23 protein-coding genes are annotated in these 20,088 nt (G+C 56.8%); 14 read left to right on the top strand and 9 right to left on the bottom strand.

The window, feature by feature from the left end:
• Positions 1–56 precede the first annotated feature (56 nt).
• The 7 genes from L350_RS07115 (at position 57) to L350_RS07145 (ending at position 4,391) form a co-directional block, all read left to right on the top strand.
• Positions 57–383 (top strand): DUF3561 family protein, encoded by a 327-nt coding sequence (locus L350_RS07115; protein ID WP_006811767.1) that lies wholly within the window; start codon positions 57–59, stop codon positions 381–383.
• A 79-nt stretch (positions 384–462) separates the two neighbouring features.
• The gene (gene ftsB / locus L350_RS07120; protein ID WP_032625990.1) at positions 463–774 is read left to right on the top strand and encodes a cell division protein FtsB; all 312 of its coding nucleotides are present in this window, start codon (positions 463–465) and stop codon (positions 772–774) included.
• A gap of 19 nt (positions 775–793) precedes the next feature.
• Positions 794–1,504 carry a 2-C-methyl-D-erythritol 4-phosphate cytidylyltransferase gene (gene ispD / locus L350_RS07125; RefSeq protein ID WP_000741569.1) on the top strand — a complete coding sequence of 237 codons (711 nt, stop codon included), beginning with the start codon at positions 794–796 and terminating at the stop codon, positions 1,502–1,504.
• Positions 1,504–1,983, top strand: a complete 480-nt coding sequence (gene ispF, locus L350_RS07130; protein WP_032625988.1) for a 2-C-methyl-D-erythritol 2,4-cyclodiphosphate synthase — start codon at positions 1,504–1,506, stop codon at positions 1,981–1,983. Before ispD ends, ispF begins: the two co-directional genes overlap by 1 nt.
• Complete coding sequence (truD, locus tag L350_RS07135; protein WP_032625985.1) at positions 1,980–3,029, top strand: tRNA pseudouridine(13) synthase TruD; 1,050 nt, start codon at positions 1,980–1,982, stop codon at positions 3,027–3,029. The genes ispF and truD overlap by 4 nt, the downstream gene beginning before the upstream one ends.
• A complete protein-coding gene (gene surE, locus L350_RS07140) occupies positions 3,010–3,771 on the top strand; it encodes a 5'/3'-nucleotidase SurE (RefSeq protein WP_017382816.1) in 762 nt (253 codons plus the stop codon). The genes truD and surE overlap by 20 nt, the downstream gene beginning before the upstream one ends.
• Entirely contained in the window at positions 3,765–4,391 is a 627-nt protein-coding gene (locus L350_RS07145) for a protein-L-isoaspartate(D-aspartate) O-methyltransferase (RefSeq protein ID WP_022649184.1), read from the top strand. The genes surE and L350_RS07145 overlap by 7 nt, the downstream gene beginning before the upstream one ends.
• Positions 4,392–4,485: 94 nt before the next feature.
• Here the strand turns inward: L350_RS07145 and L350_RS24815 are convergent, their stop codons facing one another.
• Positions 4,486–4,617, bottom strand: coding sequence for a peptidase (locus L350_RS24815; protein ID WP_306173474.1), 132 nt, complete (start codon positions 4,615–4,617; stop codon positions 4,486–4,488).
• Here L350_RS24815 and nlpD point away from each other — a divergent pair.
• Positions 4,559–5,632: a murein hydrolase activator NlpD gene (gene nlpD, locus L350_RS07150; RefSeq protein WP_306307778.1), complete on the top strand. Its 1,074-nt coding sequence runs from the start codon at positions 4,559–4,561 to the stop codon at positions 5,630–5,632. The genes L350_RS24815 and nlpD overlap by 59 nt on opposite strands.
• A 60-nt stretch (positions 5,633–5,692) precedes the next feature.
• A complete protein-coding gene (rpoS, locus tag L350_RS07155; protein ID WP_022649182.1) occupies positions 5,693–6,685 on the top strand; it encodes an RNA polymerase sigma factor RpoS in 993 nt (330 codons plus the stop codon).
• 50 nt (positions 6,686–6,735) lie between these two features.
• Here the strand turns inward: rpoS and L350_RS07160 are convergent, their stop codons facing one another.
• Positions 6,736–7,113 (bottom strand): DUF4440 domain-containing protein, encoded by a 378-nt coding sequence (locus tag L350_RS07160; protein ID WP_032625982.1) that lies wholly within the window; start codon positions 7,111–7,113, stop codon positions 6,736–6,738.
• Positions 7,110–8,312: an MFS transporter gene (locus tag L350_RS07165; RefSeq protein WP_032625980.1), complete on the bottom strand. Its 1,203-nt coding sequence runs from the start codon at positions 8,310–8,312 to the stop codon at positions 7,110–7,112. Before L350_RS07165 ends, L350_RS07160 begins: the two co-directional genes overlap by 4 nt.
• Before the next feature lie 109 nt (positions 8,313–8,421).
• Here L350_RS07165 and L350_RS07170 point away from each other — a divergent pair, with 109 nt between their 5' ends.
• Positions 8,422–9,309 carry a LysR family transcriptional regulator gene (locus L350_RS07170; protein ID WP_032625978.1) on the top strand — a complete coding sequence of 296 codons (888 nt, stop codon included), beginning with the start codon at positions 8,422–8,424 and terminating at the stop codon, positions 9,307–9,309.
• On the opposite strand, the gene L350_RS07175 is transcribed toward L350_RS07170, so the two are convergent.
• Positions 9,306–9,713: a MarR family winged helix-turn-helix transcriptional regulator gene (locus tag L350_RS07175; protein ID WP_022651767.1), complete on the bottom strand. Its 408-nt coding sequence runs from the start codon at positions 9,711–9,713 to the stop codon at positions 9,306–9,308. The genes L350_RS07170 and L350_RS07175 overlap by 4 nt on opposite strands.
• A gap of 172 nt (positions 9,714–9,885) precedes the next feature.
• Here L350_RS07175 and L350_RS07180 point away from each other — a divergent pair, with 172 nt between their 5' ends.
• Genes L350_RS07180 through L350_RS07190 form a run of 3 tightly spaced genes read left to right on the top strand, consistent with a single transcriptional unit; the run spans position 9,886 to position 12,137 of the window.
• On the top strand, positions 9,886–10,488 hold the full coding sequence (locus tag L350_RS07180; RefSeq protein WP_003862111.1) for a non-oxidative hydroxyarylic acid decarboxylases subunit B: 603 nt from the start codon (positions 9,886–9,888) through the stop codon (positions 10,486–10,488).
• Positions 10,478–11,905 carry a non-oxidative hydroxyarylic acid decarboxylases subunit C gene (locus L350_RS07185; protein ID WP_023298476.1) on the top strand — a complete coding sequence of 476 codons (1,428 nt, stop codon included), beginning with the start codon at positions 10,478–10,480 and terminating at the stop codon, positions 11,903–11,905. The genes L350_RS07180 and L350_RS07185 overlap by 11 nt, the downstream gene beginning before the upstream one ends.
• A 10-nt stretch (positions 11,906–11,915) precedes the next feature.
• On the top strand, positions 11,916–12,137 hold the full coding sequence (locus L350_RS07190; protein ID WP_003862116.1) for a non-oxidative hydroxyarylic acid decarboxylases subunit D: 222 nt from the start codon (positions 11,916–11,918) through the stop codon (positions 12,135–12,137).
• A gap of 140 nt (positions 12,138–12,277) precedes the next feature.
• On the opposite strand, the gene mutS is transcribed toward L350_RS07190, so the two are convergent.
• Positions 12,278–14,839, bottom strand: coding sequence for a DNA mismatch repair protein MutS (gene mutS / locus L350_RS07195; RefSeq protein WP_022649176.1), 2,562 nt, complete (start codon positions 14,837–14,839; stop codon positions 12,278–12,280).
• A gap of 113 nt (positions 14,840–14,952) precedes the next feature.
• Positions 14,953–15,183 (bottom strand): SymE family type I addiction module toxin, encoded by a 231-nt coding sequence (locus tag L350_RS07200; RefSeq protein ID WP_022649175.1) that lies wholly within the window; start codon positions 15,181–15,183, stop codon positions 14,953–14,955.
• A 165-nt stretch (positions 15,184–15,348) separates the two neighbouring features.
• Between L350_RS07200 and L350_RS07205 the strand changes: the two genes are divergently transcribed.
• Complete coding sequence (locus L350_RS07205) at positions 15,349–15,693, top strand: nitrous oxide-stimulated promoter family protein (protein WP_022649174.1); 345 nt, start codon at positions 15,349–15,351, stop codon at positions 15,691–15,693.
• A gap of 130 nt (positions 15,694–15,823) precedes the next feature.
• Here the strand turns inward: L350_RS07205 and flhA are convergent, their stop codons facing one another.
• The 3 genes from flhA to hypD form a co-directional block, all read right to left on the bottom strand.
• A complete protein-coding gene (flhA, locus tag L350_RS07210) occupies positions 15,824–17,896 on the bottom strand; it encodes a formate hydrogenlyase transcriptional activator FlhA (protein ID WP_023330179.1) in 2,073 nt (690 codons plus the stop codon).
• A 63-nt stretch (positions 17,897–17,959) separates the two neighbouring features.
• On the bottom strand, positions 17,960–18,970 hold the full coding sequence (gene hypE, locus L350_RS07215; RefSeq protein WP_032625976.1) for a hydrogenase expression/formation protein HypE: 1,011 nt from the start codon (positions 18,968–18,970) through the stop codon (positions 17,960–17,962).
• Positions 18,967–20,088 carry a hydrogenase formation protein HypD gene (gene hypD, locus L350_RS07220; RefSeq protein ID WP_032625973.1) on the bottom strand — a complete coding sequence of 374 codons (1,122 nt, stop codon included), beginning with the start codon at positions 20,086–20,088 and terminating at the stop codon, positions 18,967–18,969. The genes hypE and hypD overlap by 4 nt, the downstream gene beginning before the upstream one ends.

Below are 20,088 nucleotides of genomic sequence, written 5' to 3'. Positions count from 1 at the left end.
CGGTATCGTTCGGGAGCTGTCTTCCCGAGCGATGAGTCACGGTCACAGGATTAGCTATGCGCAACAGTGAAAACTACATGATTACCACCGGGTCGGAACCGTTAACGACCGACGACGAGACGACCTGGTCCTTCCCTGGGGCGATTGTCGGCTTTGTGTCGTGGCTACTGGCGCTGGGTATCCCGTTCTTGATCTACGGTGGAAACACCCTCTTTTTCTTCCTCTATACCTGGCCTTTCTTCCTCGCGCTGATGCCCGTTGCGGTTGTGGTGGGCGTGGCGCTGCACTCCCTTTTCAACGGCAAGCTCCTGTATAGTACGCTCATCACTATCGCCACCGTTGTGGTCATCTTTGGCCTGCTGTTTTTATGGCTGATGGGCTAACTTACGGCATAATTAAAACCCCGCAGTAGAGTCCAGCGGAAAGTTATGGGATGATGATGCCGTTTTTTCAGGGGGCAGGATGGGTAAACTAACGCTGCTGTTGCTGGCTTTGCTGGTCTGGCTGCAATATTCGCTGTGGTTCGGCAAAAACGGACTGCACGACTACAGCCGGGTGAGCGATGACGTCGCGGCACAGCAGGCGACAAACACCAAACTTAAAGCGCGTAACGATCAACTTTTTGCTGAAATTGATGACCTCAATGGCGGCCAGGAGGCGATTGAGGAGCGCGCACGCAATGAACTTAGTATGACTAAGCCGGGCGAAACGTTTTATCGCCTGGTTCCGGATGCGTCTAAACGCAATCAGGGCTCCGCACAAAACAATCGATAATCAGGCCCAGGATTACGACATGGCAGCAACTTTTTCGGACGTCTGTGCCGTGGTGCCGGCCGCAGGTTTTGGCCGGCGTATGCAGACAGAATGTCCTAAGCAGTATCTCTCAATTGGCGATAAAACGATCCTCGAGCACGCCGTGGCGGCGCTGCTGGCGCATGCCCGGGTGAAACGCGTTGTTATTGCCATCAGCCCCGGCGATGCACGTTTTGCGCAGCTCCCGCTGGCGAATCATCCTCAGATTACCGTCGTTGACGGCGGCGCAGAGCGGGCTGACTCCGTTCTGGCGGGCATTCAGGCTGCCGGGAACGCGCAGTGGGTGCTGGTGCACGATGCCGCGCGTCCCTGTCTGCATCACGACGATCTGTCGCGTCTGCTGGCCCTGAGTGAAACCAGTAAAGTGGGCGGCATTCTGGCCGCCCCGGTGCGTGACACCATGAAGCGTGCCGAACCGGGTAAACCGGCGATTGCCCACACCGTCGAGCGCGTCGATCTATGGCACGCGCTGACGCCACAATTTTTTCCCCGCGAATTACTCCACGACTGCTTAACGCGAGCGCTTAAAGAAGGTGCGACCATTACGGACGAAGCCTCGGCGCTGGAGTATTGCGGTTTCCACCCCACGCTTGTTGAAGGACGCGCTGATAATATAAAAGTGACGCGCCCGGAAGACTTACAGCTCGCGGAATTTTATCTTACCCGTACGACCCCTCAGGAGAAGGCATAATGCGTATTGGACACGGTTTTGATGTACACGCCTATGGTGGCGTTGGCCCAATTATCATTGGCGGCGTGCGCATTCCTTACGAAAAAGGTCTGCTGGCGCATTCTGATGGCGACGTGGCGCTGCATGCGCTGACCGACGCGCTGCTGGGTGCCGCTGCGCTGGGCGACATTGGCAAACTGTTCCCGGACACCGATCCTGCTTTTAAAGGCGCAGACAGCCGCGAACTGCTGCGCGAAGCCTGGCGTCGTATTCAGGCCAAAGGCTACACCCTCGGCAACGTTGATGTGACGATCATTGCTCAGGCACCAAAGATGCTGCCGCACATCCCTCAGATGCGCGTGTTTATCGCTGAAGATCTGGGCTGCCATATGGACGACGTCAACGTCAAAGCGACCACCACGGAGAAGCTGGGCTTTACCGGTCGTGGCGAAGGCATTGCCTGTGAAGCCGTGGCGCTGCTGGTGAAGGCGGCCAAATGACGGATTTCGACAATCTGACGTATCTGCACGGTAAACCGCAGGGCAAGGGTCTGCTGAAAGCCAACCCTGAAGATTTCGTGGTAGTGGAAGATCTGGGTTTTGAGCCGGACGGCGAAGGCGAGCACATCCTGGTGCGCATTCTGAAAAACGGCTGCAACACCCGCTTCGTGGCGGACGCGCTGGCAAAATTCCTCAATATTCACGCCCGCGAAGTGAGCTTTGCCGGTCAAAAAGATAAACATGCCGTGACCGAACAGTGGCTTTGCGCCCGCGTGCCCGGCAATGCCATGCCCGATTTAAGCAAATTTGAGCTTGAGGGCTGTAAGGTACTGGAGTATGTCCGCCATAAACGCAAATTGCGTCTGGGCGCACTGAAAGGCAATGCCTTTACCCTGGTGTTGCGCGAAGTGACCGAACGCGAGGACGTTGAAAAACGCCTGAAGGCCATTAACGAACGCGGCGTACCAAACTATTTCGGCGCTCAGCGCTTTGGTATCGGTGGTAGCAACCTGCTGGGCGCGCTGCGCTGGGCGCAAAGCGGTGCACCGGTGCGCGATCGTAATAAACGCAGTTTTTGGTTGTCGGCGGCCCGCAGTGCGTTGTTTAATCAGATTGTGAGCGAACGGCTGAAAAAACCGGACGCGAATCAAGTTGTTGTCGGCGATGCGCTACAATTAGCGGGACGCGGAAGCTGGTTTGTGGCAACGGCCGAAGAGATGGCCGATGTCCAGTCGCGCGTGGACGCTAAAACGCTGATGATTACCGCCGCCTTGCCGGGTTCAGGCGACTGGGGAACCCAGGGCGAGGCGCTGGCCGCTGAGCAGTCAGCGGTGGCGGATGCGCCAGAATTACAATCGTTGCTGGTGCGGGAAAAGGTCGAGGCGGCACGTCGTGCGATGCTCCTCTACCCGCAACAGCTGAGCTGGAACTGGTGGGATGACGTAACCGTCGAGTTACGCTTCTGGCTGCCGGCAGGTAGCTTTGCCACCAGTGTTGTCAGGGAACTTATCAACACGTCGGGTGATTATGCGAATATTGCTGAGTAACGATGACGGGATCCATGCGCCAGGTATTCAGACGCTGGCGAAACACCTCCGCGAATTTGCGGATGTGCAGGTCGTGGCTCCCGATCGTAACCGCAGTGGCGCGTCTAACTCATTGACGCTGGAGTCTTCACTTCGCACCTTTACCTTTGAGAATGGCGATATTGCCGTCCAGATGGGGACGCCGACCGACTGCGTGTTTCTGGGCGTGAACGCGCTGATGCGCCCGCGGCCGGATGTTGTGGTCTCCGGCATCAATGCCGGGCCAAATCTTGGCGATGATGTGATTTACTCCGGCACCGTGGCTGCGGCGATGGAAGGGCGTCACCTGGGGTTTCCGGCGCTGGCGGTCTCGTTAAACGGTCACACCCACTATGACACAGCCGCCGCGGTGACCTGCTCCATTCTCCGTGCGCTTGGCCGCGAGCCGCTGCGTACCGGACGTATACTCAATATTAACGTGCCGGACCTCCCGCTGGACGAGATCAAAGGGATCCGCGTGACGCGCTGTGGCAGTCGCCATCCTGCTGATCAGGTTATTCCCCAGCAGGATCCGCGCGGCAATACCCTGTACTGGATCGGCCCGCCGGGAGATAAATGCGATGCCGGGCCAGACACCGACTTCGCTGCGGTGGATGAAGGGTACGTTTCCGTTACGCCGTTGCACGTAGATTTAACCGCTTATAGCGCGCATGATGTGGTGTCGGACTGGTTAGATCGGGTCGGAGTGAACGCGCAATGGTAAGTAAACGTGTACAAACTCTTCTGGAACAATTACGCGCACAGGGGATCGCCAACGAGCAGGTGCTGAACGCGCTTGCCCAGGTTCCCCGTGAGAAGTTTGTAGATGAGGCGTTTGAACACAAAGCGTGGGAAAACGTGGCGCTGCCCATTGGGCAAGGCCAGACGATTTCGCAGCCCTACATGGTGGCGCGTATGACGGAGCTTCTGGAGCTAACGCCAGAGTCCCGGGTGCTGGAAATTGGCACCGGTTCAGGGTATCAAACCGCGATCCTGGCTCACCTTGTGCACCATGTCTGTTCGGTGGAACGGATTAAAGGGTTGCAGTGGCAGGCGCGCCGTCGCCTGAAACAGCTTGATTTACATAATGTATCGACACGCCACGGCGATGGATGGCAGGGTTGGCAGGCTCGCGCCCCGTTTGACGCCATCATTGTCACGGCAGCGCCACCTGAAATCCCCACTGCGCTTCTTTCGCAGCTGGACGAGGGTGGCATTCTTGTATTGCCCGTCGGCGATGAGCAGCAGCTTTTGAAGCGCGTTCGTCGACGCGGCGGCGAGTTTATTATCGATACCGTGGAAGCCGTGCGCTTTGTGCCCCTGGTTAAGGGCGAACTGGCCTGAGACTCGGATTTTTCCAGGGTTATTAAGGCAAATTCAGCGTATGGTGTGGCGCGATAGATTCGTGCCATCACGGTTATTTTTAAGTCACTGGTAGTTAACACATTCCTGGGGGATAAATGAGCGCGGGAAGCCCAAAATTCACCATCAGCCGTGTTGCGGCATTATCACTGGTTTCGCTCTGGCTGGCAGGCTGTACAAGTTCAAATAACGCGCCTGCGCCCGTCAGTTCCGTTAATGGAACCAGCGGCTCGGGTAACACGTCCAGCGGAATGTTGATCACCCCTCCGCCTAAAATGGGCACCTCAACGGCGCAGCAAACTCCGCAGATCCAGCCGGTTCAACGTCCAGTTACGCAGCCTACGCAGATTCAGGCAGTGGAACAGCCTGTTCAGACTGAAAATGGCCGCATAGTGTATAACCGTAAGTATGGGAACATTCCGAAAGGTAGCTATACCGGCGGCAGCACCTATACCGTGAAGCGCGGCGATACGCTGTTCTATATTGCCTGGATCACCGGGAACGATTTCCGCGATCTTGCACAGCGAAACAACGTCCAGGCCCCGTATGCTCTGGAAGTCGGGCAAACGCTTCAGGTTGGCAACGCGACGGGGACACCGCTTACGCCAGGCAACACCGTTTCAGCGGCCGACGTAACTGCGCAAAATAACAGCGTTACTCCTGCACAAAAAACCACCACGGTGGTTGCTTCACAACCTGTAATTACGTATTCTGAGGATTCAGGTGATCAGAGTGCTAACAAAATGTTGCCGAATAATAAAGGTACTGCGACTGTTGTCACAGCACCGACTACGGCACCTGTGGTTAGCTCTACTGTACCGACTGCAAGCAGTCAAAATGCCAGCTCGTCAATCACCACCTGGCGCTGGCCAACTGACGGCAAGATTATCGAGAACTTCGCTACCTCTGAGGGGGGCAACAAAGGGATCGATATCGCAGGCAGTAAAGGACAGGCAATCATCGCGACCGCAGACGGACGCGTTGTCTATGCCGGTAACGCACTGCGCGGTTACGGTAATCTTATTATCATCAAACATAACGATGATTACCTGAGTGCCTACGCCCATAACGACACTATGCTGGTCCGGGAACAACAAGAAGTTAAGGCGGGGCAAAAAATCGCTACCATGGGTAGCACCGGAACCAGTTCTACACGCTTGCATTTTGAAATTCGTTACAAGGGGAAATCCGTAAACCCGCTGCAATATTTACCGCAGCGATAAATTGACGGGGCATGCCAGCCAGGGTGTCTCGTCCAGGGATCACGGGTAGGAGCCACCTTTATGAGTCAGAATACGCTGAAAGTTCATGATTTAAATGAAGACGCGGAATTTGATGAGAACGGATCAGAGGCTTTTGACGAAAAAGCCTTAGTAGAAGAGGAACCCAGTGATAACGATTTGGCTGAAGAAGAGCTGTTATCGCAGGGTGCCACACAGCGTGTGCTGGACGCGACTCAGCTTTACCTTGGGGAGATTGGTTACTCCCCACTGCTAACGGCCGAAGAAGAAGTCTATTTCGCACGTCGTGCTTTGCGTGGTGATGTTGCCTCGCGTCGTCGCATGATCGAAAGTAACCTGCGACTGGTCGTGAAAATTGCCCGCCGTTACGGCAATCGTGGTCTGGCTCTGCTGGATCTGATTGAAGAGGGCAACTTAGGTCTCATCCGCGCAGTTGAGAAGTTTGACCCGGAACGCGGGTTCCGTTTCTCAACCTACGCGACCTGGTGGATTCGTCAGACCATCGAACGGGCTATTATGAACCAGACCCGTACGATTCGACTGCCGATCCACATCGTCAAAGAGTTGAATGTTTATCTGCGTACCGCGCGCGAGTTGTCCCATAAACTGGACCACGAGCCAAGTGCGGAAGAGATCGCAGAGCAACTCGACAAACCGGTTGATGACGTAAGCCGTATGCTGCGTCTCAACGAGCGCATTACCTCGGTTGACACCCCGCTGGGTGGTGACTCCGAAAAAGCGCTGCTGGACATCCTGGCCGATGAAAAAGACAACGGCCCGGAAGACACCACGCAGGACGATGACATGAAACAGAGCATCGTCAAATGGCTGTTCGAACTGAACGCCAAACAGCGTGAAGTGCTGGCACGTCGTTTCGGTTTACTGGGGTATGAAGCTGCGACACTGGAAGATGTCGGCCGTGAGATTGGCCTGACCCGTGAACGTGTTCGTCAGATTCAGGTTGAAGGGCTACGCCGCCTGCGTGAAATCCTGCAAGGGCAAGGTCTGAATATCGAAGCGCTGTTCCGCGAGTAAGCAACCATTCGTCAGAAAAGGCCCGTCGTGAGACGGGCCTTTTTTATGTCTTACGATTGCGCCGTTTCGTGCAGCAAACGCCAGGTGATGTTATCCCCTTCCTGATTAAGCACCGCGGTTGACCAGCGCACGTTGACGGGCTGGCCAGGCCGGGTTTGCGTCTCCCGGTAATGGAGCACCGCGCCGTTGTCCCATGTCTGAAGCGTCATTAGCGCATCAATGCCGATCCTGAGCCCGGGTCGGGTTCCCCGCTGCGCATATAAAAATTGGGCCAGAGCGTGATGATCTAAATGGGTGCCACTCGGTGGAACCATCAGAAAATCCGGACGGAAACGGGCGAGCAGGGCGTCCTGTTCGCCTTCGCCTGCACCTAACCAGTTTTCAAGGGCGACGTGGATGTCGAGGATCTCTTGTTCGAAATGGGTCATGGTTGCTCCTGTTGCAGTTGCGCAAGTAACTGCGTGTTATTAAGACGGTAGACGTACAGTACGGGCAGCAGAGTGATAACTGCGGCAAAAATAAACATCCCGTGGCAGGCGACCAGCGGCGTAAGATAAGCTTGCATGAAGCTCAGCGCCTGCGCCAGCAGCAGGGTACCCGCAAAAAAGCTCAACTGACGATTCAGATTCCATAGCGCACTGGCATCAGGCATATCTTCCCGCCGCGTTGTCAAAAACGCGCTGCTCTGAGCCGTACTGCTGCAAAGGCTTCCCCCCGCACCCATTAACGCAAACGCAACGGCAGGTAACAGCATAGCCGGGCCGACGTTAATTAAAAGCAGAATGCCCGTTGCCTGCAAAAGGCAACCGATGACCACCAGCGGCCGCGGGCCGATACGGTTGAAATAGCGTCCTGTCGCGGTGATAGCCAAAAACGATGCCACAGACCACGGCAGCATAAGCATGCCCGTTGCGGTGGGCGTCATATTGGCCTCGCTCTGAAGGTAATACATGCCCGTTACGTTCACGCCAATAAAGATGCCGGGTACGCACACATAGATAAGCATGGATAAGCGCAACAGCGGATCCGTCAGCAAAGACAGGTTTACTATTCTGGTGGTGTTTATCGGTGACGGTTCTGTTTTAAGCCACGCGCAGGCCAAAACAAAGGTCACAATGGCGACGGGCAGGGTGGCAAAAAATATCCAGCGCCAGCTGAATGTCTGAACCAGCATGCCGCCCACAGCCGGTGAGCAGGCGGGGGCAAGCAGCGCGACCAGCATCACCGCCGAGGTGAGTCTGGCCCGCTCATGAGGCTTAAACTGTTGCCAGGTCAGCGCCTGACCAACCGGGATCAGTAAACCCCCTCCGGCGCCCTGCACGACGCGCCAGGCAATCAAACTTTCCAGCGAAGATGAGAAACCCGCCGCAACGGAGGCCGCGCTAAAGAGAAGCAGTGAGAGCAGAATAACGCGCTTCGGCCCGACGCGGCGCGTCAGAATACTGCTGAATGGGATGACTAACGTCAGCCCGGCAATGTATCCGTTACTTACCCAGGCAAGCGCGGAAGGTGTGGTATTGAATGCGTGAGCCATCGCCGGAAAGGCGACGCTGGCAATAAACATGTTTATCAAATCAAGGAAAAAGCCGAGCAGAAAGACGACGGCGATTTTGCTGCGATACGTCATGGAAGTTCCTCCGGTGAGGTGGCGTATCGTATCGGCCCACGCGTTAAGGATAAACGCTACAAAGGACGATATACTGTCAACATTATTTTGACAGTTAACCAGGCAAGCGATGCTTAATTTACAGCGTACGGCGATGTTTATCGCCGTAGCGGACACCGGCAGTTTCACCGCCGCGGCGGAGGCGATGGGGCTGACAAAAGCGGTGGTCAGCTTTCATATTCGTCAGCTTGAAGAGGAGCTGGGCGTCACCCTGTTGCTGCGAACCACCCGACGCCTGACGCTGACCGAAGCGGGGAAGCTCTTTCATCAACGAAGCGTGATGCTGTTACGGGATGCAGAGCGATTGCAGGATGATGTTCGCGCCAACCACGCCGGGCTGACGGGAGAACTGCGGATCACCACCACGCCCGAGTATGGCTCGCAGGTAGTAGTGCCTTTGCTGGCTGAGTTTAGCCAGCTGCACCCTGATCTCCGCGTGCGGCATGTCTCGTCCTCTTTGCATGCCGATCTTATCGCCGAGCGCTTCGATGTCGCTATCCGGCTCGGCACGCTTGCAGATTCGCGCTACCACGCCGCGTTGATGACCTCCTTCACCATCCTGCCCGTGGCGACGCCATGCTGGCTGGCAAACCATCCGGTTGACTCGCTGGAGCAGCTGGCGGATGCGGACTGGATCATTCACGAGCGTTTAACGTCGCCGCTGCGCTGGCAGGTGAGAGGCGTTGATCGGCATCCGGTTTCCTTTGAGATCAGAAAAGCGCCGCGCCTGTATGCAGACAGTGCCCAGGCGTTGATGGCTTTTGCCCTCGCGGGATGTGGCGTGGCGCTGTTGCCGGAGTGGCTGGTGCGTAACGCACTGGATGCAGGGAAGCTGGTCTCGCTGTTACCGGAGTACACGTTTGCTCAGCAGGGCATCTATGCTGTTTATCCCGATGCCCGGCATGTGCCCGCGAAAGTGCGAACATTTATTGATTTTATGCGCATCAGGGTTACTTAACCCTGCATCATCTTTTTAATGAGCGCTGAAAATTGCTCTCGTTCCGCGCCGTTAAGGCGCCCTAAAAACGCCTCATCCACCTCATTTCCAATCGGTTTACTGCTCTCAAGCAGGGCCTCACCTTCGGCCGTCAGAAAGACAAACCGACGGCGTTTGTCCGCCGGATCGTGCTCGCGCCTGACCAGGCCGCGTGCTTCCATGCGGCTCAGCATTTCTGCCAGCGTCGCTTTGGTGCTCACCGCGACTTCAGTCAGGGCAACCTGCTCAATGCCAGGATTTTCAGCAATTGACCGCATCACCGCATATTGTGGTTTGGTCAGTTCGGGCAATGCGTGTTGCCACTGGGCGGTATGCTGTTGAAAAAGCTGACGTAGCAGGTGAAAAGCTTCTTGTCTTAACTCCATGGACACTCCGACGGAAAAATACTCCCTCTATGATAGCCGCTCTCGGGCTGAATTTTAACGCGAGAGTTTTTAGCGAATAGTGTGATCGTATGCGAACGATCTTGTCAGCAGCAGGATCCAGGCGTAGTTTAGTTAATATGTTCGTATACGAACAAACTAATTGAGGTGCTGAATGAGATTGATTGTGGGAATGACGGGCGCGACGGGTGCGCCATTAGGCGTGGCGTTGTTGCAGGCGCTGCGGGAAATGCCGGAGGTGGAAACGCATCTGGTGATGTCGAAGTGGGCAAAAACCACGATTGAGCTGGAAACGCCCTTCACTGCGCATGACGTTGCTGCACTGGCGGATGTCGTCCATAGCCCGGCCGATCAGGCTGCCACCATCTCCTCCGGCTCGTTTCGCACCGACGGCATGATCGTCATTCCGTGCAGCATGAAAACGCTGGCGGGTATCCGCGCGGGCTACGCCGAAGGGCTGGTAGGGCGTGCGGCAGACGTGGTGCTGAAAGAGGGACGCAAGCTGGTGCTGGTTCCGCGTGAGACGCCGCTCAGCACCATCCATCTTGAGAACATGCTTGCCCTTTCCCGCATGGGCGTGGCGATGGTGCCGCCTATGCCTGCGTACTACAACCACCCACAAACCGCCGATGACATAACCCAGCATATCGTGACCCGCGTTCTCGACCAGTTTGGTCTGGAGCATAAAAAAGCCCGACGCTGGGAAGGTTTGCAGGCAGCGAAACATTTTTCACAGGAGAATAAAGATGGCATTTGATGATTTGAGAAGCTTCTTGCAGGCGCTCGATGAGCAAGGGCAGCTGCTGAAAATTGAGGAAGAGGTAAACGCTGAGCCGGATTTAGCGGCCGCCGCCAACGCTACCGGACGCATTGGCGATGGTGCGCCTGCGCTGTGGTTCGATAATATTCGCGGCTTCACCGATGCCCGTGTGGTGATGAACACTATCGGCTCGTGGCAAAACCACGCTATTTCGATGGGGCTGCCAGCAAATACCCCGGTGAAAAAACAGATCGACGAGTTTATTCGTCGCTGGGACAAATTCCCCGTCTCGCCAGAGCGTCGTGCAAATCCGGCCTGGGCGCAGAACACGGTGGACGGGGAAGACATCAACCTGTTCGACATTCTGCCGCTGTTCCGCCTGAACGACGGTGACGGGGGCTTTTATCTCGATAAAGCGTGCGTTGTCTCCCGCGATCCGCTCGACCCCGATCACTTCGGCAAGCAGAACGTCGGGATTTACCGTATGGAAGTGAAGGGCAAGCGTAAGCTCGGCCTGCAACCGGTGCCGATGCATGATATCGCGCTGCATCTGCATAAGGCAGAAGAGCGCGGCGAAGACCTGCCTATTGCCATTACGCTGGGTAACGATCCGATCATCACCCTGATGGGCGCCACGCCGCTGAAATACGATCAATCCGAGTATGAGATGGCCGGTGCGCTACGCGAAAGCCCGTATCCGATTGCGACGGCTCCGCTGACCGGTTTTGATGTGCCGTGGGGGTCGGAAGTGATCCTGGAAGGGGTGATTGAAGGCCGAAAACGTGAGATTGAAGGGCCATTCGGTGAGTTTACCGGACACTACTCCGGCGGGCGCAACATGACGGTCGTGCGCATTGATAAAGTCTCTTACCGCACAAAACCCATTTTCGAATCTCTCTACCTGGGGATGCCGTGGACCGAGATTGATTATCTGATGGGGCCCGCTACCTGCGTGCCGCTCTATCAGCAGCTGAAGGCGGAATTCCCGGAAGTGCAGGCGGTAAACGCCATGTACACCCACGGCCTGCTGGCGATTATCTCCACCAAAAAACGATACGGCGGTTTTGCCCGTGCGGTCGGGCTCCGCGCCATGACCACGCCACACGGTCTGGGTTACGTGAAAATGGTGATTATGGTGGATGAGGACGTCGATCCGTTTAACCTGCCGCAGGTGATGTGGGCGCTGTCATCGAAGGTCAATCCGGCTGGCGATCTGGTGCAGCTACCGAATATGTCTGTGCTGGAGCTTGACCCCGGCTCCAGCCCGGCGGGGATCACTGACAAGCTGATCATTGATGCCACCACCCCAGTCGCTCCGGACAACCGTGGTCACTACAGCCAGCCGGTACAGGATCTCCCTGAAACCAAAGCCTGGGCCGAAAAACTGACCGCGATGCTGGCGGCACGTCAATAAGGAGGAAAAAATGATTTGTCCACGTTGTGCCGATGAACATATTGAGGTGATGGCAACATCACCGGTGAAAGGTGTCTGGACGGTATACCAGTGTCAGCACTGTCTGTATACCTGGCGCGATACCGAACCGCTGCGCCGTACCAGCCGTGAGCATTACCCGGAAGCGTTCCGCATGACGCAGAAGGATATTGATGAAGCACCGCAGGTGCCGACGATCCCGCCGCTGCTGTAATAAAAAGCCCGGAGGCGCTGCGCTTACCGGGCGATAATATTGTGCGGTCTTTTGCCCGGTGGCGCTACGCTTACCGAGCCTACGGGTTTTGTAGGCCGGGTAAGGCGAAGCCGCCACCCGGCAAAAAAGACCGCAGAGAACTAAACCAGACTCTTCAACCGATAAATCCACTCCAGCGCCTGACGCGGCGTCAGCGAATCCGGATCGAGATTTTCCAGCGCTTCCACAGCCGGAGAGGTCTCTTCTGGCACCGCCAGCAGTGACATCTGTGTACCATCTATCTGCGTAGCTGCCGCATTCGGTGACAAACTTTCCAGCTCACGCAATTTCTGACGCGCGCGCTTAATCACCTCTTTCGGCACGCCCGCCAGCGCGGCGACGGCCAGGCCATAGCTCTTGCTTGCCGCGCCGTCCTGCACCGTGTGCATAAAGGCGATGGTGTCGCCGTGCTCAAGCGCATCAAGGTGGACGTTAGCCACGCCTTCCATTTTCTCTGGCAGCTGTGTCAGTTCGAAATAGTGCGTCGCGAACAGCGTCAGCGCCTTGATTTTATTCGCCAGACTTTCCGCGCACGCCCAGGCCAGGGACAGGCCGTCATAGGTGGAGGTACCGCGTCCTACTTCGTCCATCAACACCAGACTGTTCTCTGTCGCGTTATGCAGAATGTTGGCGGTTTCGGTCATCTCGACCATAAAGGTAGAGCGACCGCTCGCCAGATCGTCCGCCGCACCCACACGGGTGAAGATACGGTCGACAGGGCCAATCTCAACCTTCTGCGCCGGAACGTAGCTGCCGATGTAGGCGAGCAGCGCGATAAGGGCTGTCTGGCGCATATAGGTACTTTTACCGCCCATATTGGGGCCGGTAATGATCAGCATTCTTCGCTGCGGTGACAGGTTCAACGGGTTGGCAATAAACGGCTCGTTCAGCACCTGCTCAACCACCGGATGGCGACCTTCGGTAATGCGAATACCGGGTTTGTCAGTAAAGGTTGGACAGGTGTAGTTCAGCGTTTCGGCGCGCTCGGCCAGGTTTACCAGCACATCCAGCTCGGCCAGCGCAGCGGCGCTCATTTGAAGGTCAGCCAGATGCGGCATCAGGATGTCGAACAGCTCGTCATACAGCTGTTTTTCCAGCGCCAGCGCTTTACCTTTCGACGTGAGCACTTTGTCTTCGTACTCTTTCAGCTCGGGAATAATGTAGCGCTCGGCATTTTTCAGCGTCTGGCGGCGAACGTAGTGAATCGGTGCCAGGTGGCTCTGCCCACGACTGATCTGGATATAGTAACCGTGTACGGCGTTGTAGCCGACTTTCAGGGTGTCGAGCCCCAGACGTTCACGCTCGCGGATTTCCAGCTTATCCAGATAATCCGTCGCGCCATCGGCCAGCGCACGCCATTCGTCCAGCTCTTCGTTATAACCCGGAGCAATAACCCCGCCATCCCGCACCAGAACAGGCGGCGCATCAATGATGGCGCGTTCCAGCAGTTCGCGAAGCTCGGTAAATTCGCCCATGGTTTCGCGCAGCTTTTGCACTGGCGCGCTGTCGATCTCTCCCAGCTGAGCGCGCAGTTCCGGCAACTGCTGGAAAGCGTGACGCATACGGGCGAGATCGCGTGGACGCGCGGTACGCAATGCCAGGCGCGCCAGGATACGCTCAAGATCACCCACCTGACGCAGCACCGGCTGCAATTCGGTGTAACGATCCTGCAATGCGGCAATGGTTTGCTGACGGCCAATCAGCGTTTCGGTGTTGCGGATCGGCATATGCAGCCAGCGTTTGAGCATACGGCTGCCCATGGGGGTAACCGTGCTGTCAAGAACCGATGCCAGCGTATTTTCCATGCCGCCAGCGAGGTTCTGCGTGATCTCCAGGTTGCGGCGCGTGGCGGCATCCATGATGATGCTGTCCTGCTGACGCTCCATGGTAATTGAACGGATATGGGGCAGGGCGGTACGCTGCGTATCCTTCACGTACTGCAACAGGCAGCCTGCAGCACATAGCCCGCGCGGGGCATTTTCCACACCAAAGCCAATCAAATCGCGCGTGCCAAATTGCAGGTTCAGCTGCTGGCGCGCGGTATCAATTTCGAACTCCCACAGTGGACGACGACGCAGGCCGCGGCGACCTTCAATCAGCGCCATCTCGGCGAAATCTTCTGCATAAAGCAGTTCTGCCGGATTGGTGCGCTGTAGTTCAGCCGCCATGGTTTCACGGTCAGCCGGTTCACTCAGGCGAAAACGACCGGAGCTGATATCCAGCGTGGCGTAGCCAAACCCTTTACCGTCCTGCCAGATCGCCGCCAGCAGGTTATCCTGGCGCTCCTGAAGCAGGGCTTCATCGCTGATGGTTCCCGGCGTCACGATGCGTACGACCTTGCGCTCAACGGGGCCTTTCGACGTGGCCGGGTCGCCAATTTGTTCGCAGATAGCGACAGACTCGCCCTGGTTCACCAGCTTCGCCAGATAGTTTTCAACCGCGTGATGCGGGATACCCGCCATCGGGATGGGCTCGCCTGCCGACGCGCCACGTTTCGTCAGAGAAATGTCGAGCAGCTGAGACGCACGTTTCGCATCGTCATAAAAAAGCTCGTAAAAATCGCCCATACGGTAAAACAGCAGAATTTCCGGATGCTGTGCCTTCAGCTTCAGGTACTGCTGCATCATCGGCGTATGCGCGTCGAAATTGTCGATTGTGCTCATGGAGTTATGATATTCATTTCTTTGAAAATATTACGCTTTGAGCGGCTCAATGGCCGATTGTTCCTTCTATTGTCGCATGAAAAAAAGGTGCGGCGCAGAAAAAAGTCACGACTTTACGAGGCATCTTCCGCTATTAATTCAATGATGATTTTTCCGTGCTCGACGCCCACCCGAACCTGCGAGTTGGTGGTAAATCCCGCTTGTTCAAGCCAGTCGCCTTTCAGGCTCAGCGCTGCGTGTACGCTGTAGCGTTTTGGAATTTTCGTTTTACGGTCTTCATGACGTTTTCTGAAGTAACCCACTTTTAAGTGCCGATAGGGTTTGGCGATCGCGATCTGTTGCATAGGCTCTCCGGTGAATGCGGTTATTTACACCTGTATAAAATACCAGTAAAACGCAGCGAGGGGAGGGGTAATTCTGGAAGGACGCTTCAGAAAACGGAATGCAATAACTGAAAATGTGCGGATAAAAAGGTATTATAAATGCACTTTATTGTTGAGGACGACGTTATGTCCGGTAAACGTATTTCACGAGAAAAAAAGACGATCGCCAGAATGATCGCCCTGTACGAAAACAGGTGTCCGCACGCCATAAAAGAAGAGGGGCACTATTCGGCGCTTAAGGCTTATGCCGATAAGCGGCTGGATAAATGCGTGTTTGGTGAGGAAAAACCTGCCTGCAAACAGTGCCCGGTGCACTGTTATCAGCCCGCCCGACGGGAAGAGATGAAGCAGGTAATGCGCTGGGCAGGGCCACGTATGTTATGGCGTCATCCGATTCTGACCATCCGACATCTGATCGACGATCGTCGTCCGGTTCCGGAATTACCGGAAAAGTATCGGCCTAAAAAATAATCGTCTCAGCGCCGCAGTGGACGACAAATCACGCTCAGGGCTACGGCGCGGCGCAGGCAGACAGAAAAAGAGCACCAAATATCCCTGCGCCAGCGCGGGAGCAATATGTACCCGCTGACGGAATGACGGGTTATTTCAGGCTCTCTTTATCGATTCCCAGACGCTTCATACGCGAGAGCAGGGTAGTACGCTTCAGCCCCAGCCGTTGCGCCGCACCTTTCGGTCCGGCTACCACGCCGTTGGTCTCCTTCAGCACTCGCATAATGAGCTGATATTCATCTTCTCCCTCTTTCGCAAGCTCGCTTGCGGCCACGGTCGTTTCAGAGAGAGTAACCTCTGGCAGGGAGAGCTGGAGCACGTTCCCGCGCGTCAGCAGGACCGCGCGCTCAATGACGTTTTCCAGCTCGCGCACGTTCCCCGGCCACTCCATCGCCGAAAGGGTGCGTAGCGTTTCGGCAGGAATACTGTCGATATTTCGCCCCATCCGGCGGGCAATCTTCGCGGTAAAGGCTTTCACCAGCAGCGGAATATCTTCCGGGCGTTCGCGCAGCGGCGGCAGGCAGATCGGGAAGACGTTCAGACGATAGTAAAGATCGCTGCGAAACTCGCGGTCGGCGACCATTTTTTTCAGATCGCGGTTGGTGGCGGCAATCAGACGCACGTCGGTCTGGATCAGCTTGTTGCTGCCGAGACGCTCGAACTCCTGCTCCTGCAAAACGCGCAGCAGCTTAGGCTGAAGCTCCAGCGGCATATCGCCCACTTCGTCGAGGAACAACGAGCTTTTATCCGCCAGTTCAAAACGGCCCAGCCGCTGGCTGCTGGCGCCGGTAAACGCGCCGCGCTCGTGGCCGAACAGGTCGCTTTCCAGTAAGCCCGCAGGCATCGCCGCGCAGTTCATCTTCACCATCCGGCGGCTGTTGCGGTTGCTCAGGTTGTGGATCGCCCGGGCAATCAGCTCTTTCCCTGTGCCGGTTTCACCGAGGATCAGCACCGTGCTGTCGCTCTGCGCCACCATCTCCACCTGCTTGAGGATGTTGTACATGGCATCGCTGCGTCCGATGATTTCGCCAAACTCGCTGTCCACATTGTTGAGCTGCTCGGTCAGCGCCAGGTTTTCGTCCACCAGCCGTTCTTTCAGACGGTGGATCTCCTGATAGGCGAGGGCGTTATCCAGCGCAATGGAGATACGTTCGGCGATCTGGCGCAGCAGCTTCAGGTTGGCGGTGGTAAATACGGCTTCATCGCACTGCGCCAGTTTAAGCACGCCGAGCATGGTGTTGCCGGACATCAGCGGCAGCAGGCACAGGGTCTGGATCTTGTTGCCCCAGGTGTTAAACAACATCCGCTCGTAGGGCGCTACCGGATCCTGCTCGCTGAGATTTAACAGCAGGATCTCTTTGCTTTTAAATACCCGTTCAGACAGGGTTCCCGCTTCGTCCACTTCGCTTTGCTCGTGCGCCGGGTTAGCTTCGTCGAGGTAGTGGGTGGAGTAGATGTTCAGCTTGCCCTTACGGTTGCCGCGCAGCGCAATGCTGATGGCATCGATCCTGAAATAGTGATGGATCTCTTTGGCGACTTCGCTCACCAGTTCGTCCATATCGAGACGCGACAGCACGGCATTGGTGATGGCGACCAGTATGCGGAAATTATCGCGCTCGCGGCTCAACAGGTCGTAATCCACGTTATTGGTGACGCGGCTTTGGATCTGCTCTGCCACGACGGCCACAATCTGCGTGAAGGTATGCAACCGCTCGTACTCCGCCTCGGTCCAGGGCTGGTCGTTATTACGGATAAACTCGCAGCCGCCAAAAATTTGCCCTTCCACCGCCAGCGGCAGCATGCTGTAGTGGCCGAACGGGTGGTAAAGGTTGCTCTCTGCCAGCTTCGGCCAGGCCTGGCGAAACTGGTCAAAATTGCAGTGCAGCGCTTCCGGGCGGGAGAGAATACGTCGCACCGGACCGTGGGCCAGAAACGTTTCATCTTCATATTCGAAGATTTTGCCGTTATCACGCGTTGAGAAATAGCTCGCGCGGTGGGTTGCGCTATGCCAGAGCACAATGGCGGCGCTGTCCGCCAGCGCTGATTGCCTGACTAGCCGCGTCAGGGCATCGCTCAGCGCGCCGAGATCGGGCTGTTGTAAAAGTGTGCGCGTGATGTCAAACAGGCCCTGCTGTCCAAGATCGCTCATCGGTGTATACGGCATTATTGCTTTCCAATAGAAACTGGCAAAAAAGAGACATTCAGCGCTGACCGCTTTTGGCGCGGTCTAGCAAATTCGGGGTAACGGTTCAGCGTGCGGCAGATCCAGCGTGCGCTTCACGCCGTAAAGCCCGGTCAGGCGCACCCCTTTGCGCTCAACCACGTCGCCGATGATGGCCGCGTCTTTCCCTAAGGGATGTGCGCGCAGTTGTTCAAGTACGGCTTCCGCCACCGTACGTTCCACGCCGATCACCAGCTTGCCTTCGTTGGCAAAGTTAAGCGGGTCTAGCCCTAATAGCTCGCACAGCCCGCGTACAGCAGGCTTAACGGGCAGGCCGCGCTCGGTCAGTTCAATTCCACAGCCGCTGCTTGCGGCAAATTCGTGTACGACGGCATTCACGCCGCCTCGCGTGGCGTCGCGCAGGGCTTTTACACCCGGCATGTCGCGCAGCGTCTGGATCAGCGGCGTGAGTACCGCGCAGTCACTGTGCAGCTCGCCATCCAGCCCTAAGCCTTCGCGCAGGTTCAGGATGGTTGCCCCGTGGCAGCCCAGCGTGCCGCTGACAATCAGCACGTCGCCTGCACAAAGCTGCTGCGCGCCCCAGTGAATGTCGGCGGGGATCGCCCCCATTCCGGCGGTGTTAATGAAGAGCTTATCCGCCGCGCCGCGCTGCACCACCTTGGTATCCCCGGTCACGATGGCGATCCCCGCCTCGCGGGCGGTGTGCGCCATGCTGTTGACCACCGCCGTGAGCGTCACCATGGGTAACCCTTCTTCGAGGATAAACCCGCAGGAGAGGTAGCGGGGGATCGCGCCGCTGACGGCCACGTCGTTTGCCGTGCCGCAGACGGCGAGCTTGCCGATATCGCCGCCCGGGAAGAACAGCGGGTCAATCACGTAGCTGTCGGTAGAGAACGCCAGCCTGTCGCCGTGGGCGGTCAGGGCCGCGAGGTCAATACGCGCCTGATCTTCCTGCTCGGCGAGCCAGGGGTTGTTAAAGGCTTCCATGAACAGCCTGTTAATCAACTGCTGCATCGCCTGTCCACCGCTTCCGTGCGCCATTTCCACCGTGTTCATGCTTCACACTCCTGGTTGCGATAGTGATACCACGCGGCGCATGCCCCTTCGGAAGAGACCATCAGCGCGCCAAACGCGGTTTGCGGGTTACAGGCGTTGCCAAATAACGGGCAGTGATGAGGTTTGCATTTGCCGGTGAGTACGTCGCCACAGCGGGCGCGGGGATCGTCGCACACCTTCTGCGGCTGCGGGCGGAAATGCGCTTCGGCGTCGAAGGCGCGATACGCGGGCGTCAGGTGTACGCCGGATTCGGCAATCAGCCCCAGTCCGCGCCACTCGCTGTCGCCTTCGACGCTAAACACGTCGGCTATCGCCTGTTGTGCCCGTCTGTTACCTGCATCGGGCACCACGCGGCGGTACTGATTTTCCACCACACTCAGGGCCGCTATTTTCTGCTCAACCAGCATGGTCACGCCTTGCAGTAGATCAAGTGGCTCGAAACCAGCCACCACTAACGGACGATTGTACTGTTCAGTGATAAAACCGTAGGCTTCTGTGCCGATCACCATGCTGACGTGTCCTGGTGCCAGGAAGGCGTCGATGCCGTTGTCCGGCGCTTCAAGCAGGCTACGCAGCGTGGGAATAAGCGTGATGTGCTGGCAGAAAAAGTAAAAGTTAGTGACGTTGCGGGCTTTCGCCTGCTGGAGAGTGATAGCGGTGGCGGGCATGGTGGTTTCAAAACCCAGCCCGAAAAAGACCACCTTACGCTCAGGATTAGCCTCTGCCAGCGTCAGGGCATCCATCGGTGAGTAGACGATCCGCACGTCCGCGCCGCGCGCCTTCGCCTGGAGCAGCGAGCCATTTTTTCCCGGTACGCGCATGGCGTCGCCAAAGGTGCAAAAAATCACACCGGGGCGGCTGGCGATGTCGAGACAGCTGTCGATGCGCCCCATCGGCAGCACGCACACCGGGCAGCCGGGGCCGTGGATAAATTCGATGTTCTCCGGCAGCAGCTGGTCGAGGCCAAATTTAAAGATGGCGTGGGTGTGTCCGCCGCACACCTCCATGATCCGCAGCGGTTTTTCTTTCGTGTAGTCCAGCAGGGACGCGCGGGTTTTCAGGCGATCGATAAGCTGCAACACCTGCTCAGGCGCGCGATATTCATCAACGTAACGCAT

This window comes from Enterobacter sp. MGH 4, from assembly GCF_000534735.1.
Lineage (GTDB): Bacteria > Pseudomonadota > Gammaproteobacteria > Enterobacterales > Enterobacteriaceae > Enterobacter > Enterobacter intestinihominis.
The sequence above is the reverse complement of the archived record's forward strand: the minus strand, read 5'-3'. Positions and strand labels throughout refer to the sequence as shown.

Bases quoted from the DNA above. Each gene is read 5' to 3' on its own strand.
- L350_RS07115 (WP_006811767.1), top strand. From the start codon at position 57: ATGCGCAACAGTGAAAACTACATGATTACCACCGGGTCGGAACCGTTA.
- ftsB (WP_032625990.1), top strand. From the start codon at position 463: ATGGGTAAACTAACGCTGCTGTTGCTGGCTTTGCTGGTCTGGCTGCAA.
- ispD (WP_000741569.1), top strand. From the start codon at position 794: ATGGCAGCAACTTTTTCGGACGTCTGTGCCGTGGTGCCGGCCGCAGGT.
- ispF (WP_032625988.1), top strand. From the start codon at position 1,504: ATGCGTATTGGACACGGTTTTGATGTACACGCCTATGGTGGCGTTGGC.
- truD (WP_032625985.1), top strand. From the start codon at position 1,980: ATGACGGATTTCGACAATCTGACGTATCTGCACGGTAAACCGCAGGGC.
- surE (WP_017382816.1), top strand. From the start codon at position 3,010: ATGCGAATATTGCTGAGTAACGATGACGGGATCCATGCGCCAGGTATT.
- L350_RS07145 (WP_022649184.1), top strand. From the start codon at position 3,765: ATGGTAAGTAAACGTGTACAAACTCTTCTGGAACAATTACGCGCACAG.
- rpoS (WP_022649182.1), top strand. From the start codon at position 5,693: ATGAGTCAGAATACGCTGAAAGTTCATGATTTAAATGAAGACGCGGAA.
- L350_RS07160 (WP_032625982.1), bottom strand. From the start codon at position 7,113: ATGACCCATTTCGAACAAGAGATCCTCGACATCCACGTCGCCCTTGAA.
- L350_RS07165 (WP_032625980.1), bottom strand. From the start codon at position 8,312: ATGACGTATCGCAGCAAAATCGCCGTCGTCTTTCTGCTCGGCTTTTTC.
- L350_RS07170 (WP_032625978.1), top strand. From the start codon at position 8,422: ATGCTTAATTTACAGCGTACGGCGATGTTTATCGCCGTAGCGGACACC.
- L350_RS07175 (WP_022651767.1), bottom strand. From the start codon at position 9,713: ATGGAGTTAAGACAAGAAGCTTTTCACCTGCTACGTCAGCTTTTTCAA.
- L350_RS07180 (WP_003862111.1), top strand. From the start codon at position 9,886: ATGAGATTGATTGTGGGAATGACGGGCGCGACGGGTGCGCCATTAGGC.
- L350_RS07185 (WP_023298476.1), top strand. From the start codon at position 10,478: ATGGCATTTGATGATTTGAGAAGCTTCTTGCAGGCGCTCGATGAGCAA.
- L350_RS07190 (WP_003862116.1), top strand. From the start codon at position 11,916: ATGATTTGTCCACGTTGTGCCGATGAACATATTGAGGTGATGGCAACA.
- mutS (WP_022649176.1), bottom strand. From the start codon at position 14,839: ATGAGCACAATCGACAATTTCGACGCGCATACGCCGATGATGCAGCAG.
- L350_RS07200 (WP_022649175.1), bottom strand. From the start codon at position 15,183: ATGCAACAGATCGCGATCGCCAAACCCTATCGGCACTTAAAAGTGGGT.
- L350_RS07205 (WP_022649174.1), top strand. From the start codon at position 15,349: ATGTCCGGTAAACGTATTTCACGAGAAAAAAAGACGATCGCCAGAATG.
- flhA (WP_023330179.1), bottom strand. From the start codon at position 17,896: ATGCCGTATACACCGATGAGCGATCTTGGACAGCAGGGCCTGTTTGAC.
- hypE (WP_032625976.1), bottom strand. From the start codon at position 18,970: ATGAACACGGTGGAAATGGCGCACGGAAGCGGTGGACAGGCGATGCAG.
- hypD (WP_032625973.1), bottom strand. From the start codon at position 20,088: ATGCGTTACGTTGATGAATATCGCGCGCCTGAGCAGGTGTTGCAGCTT.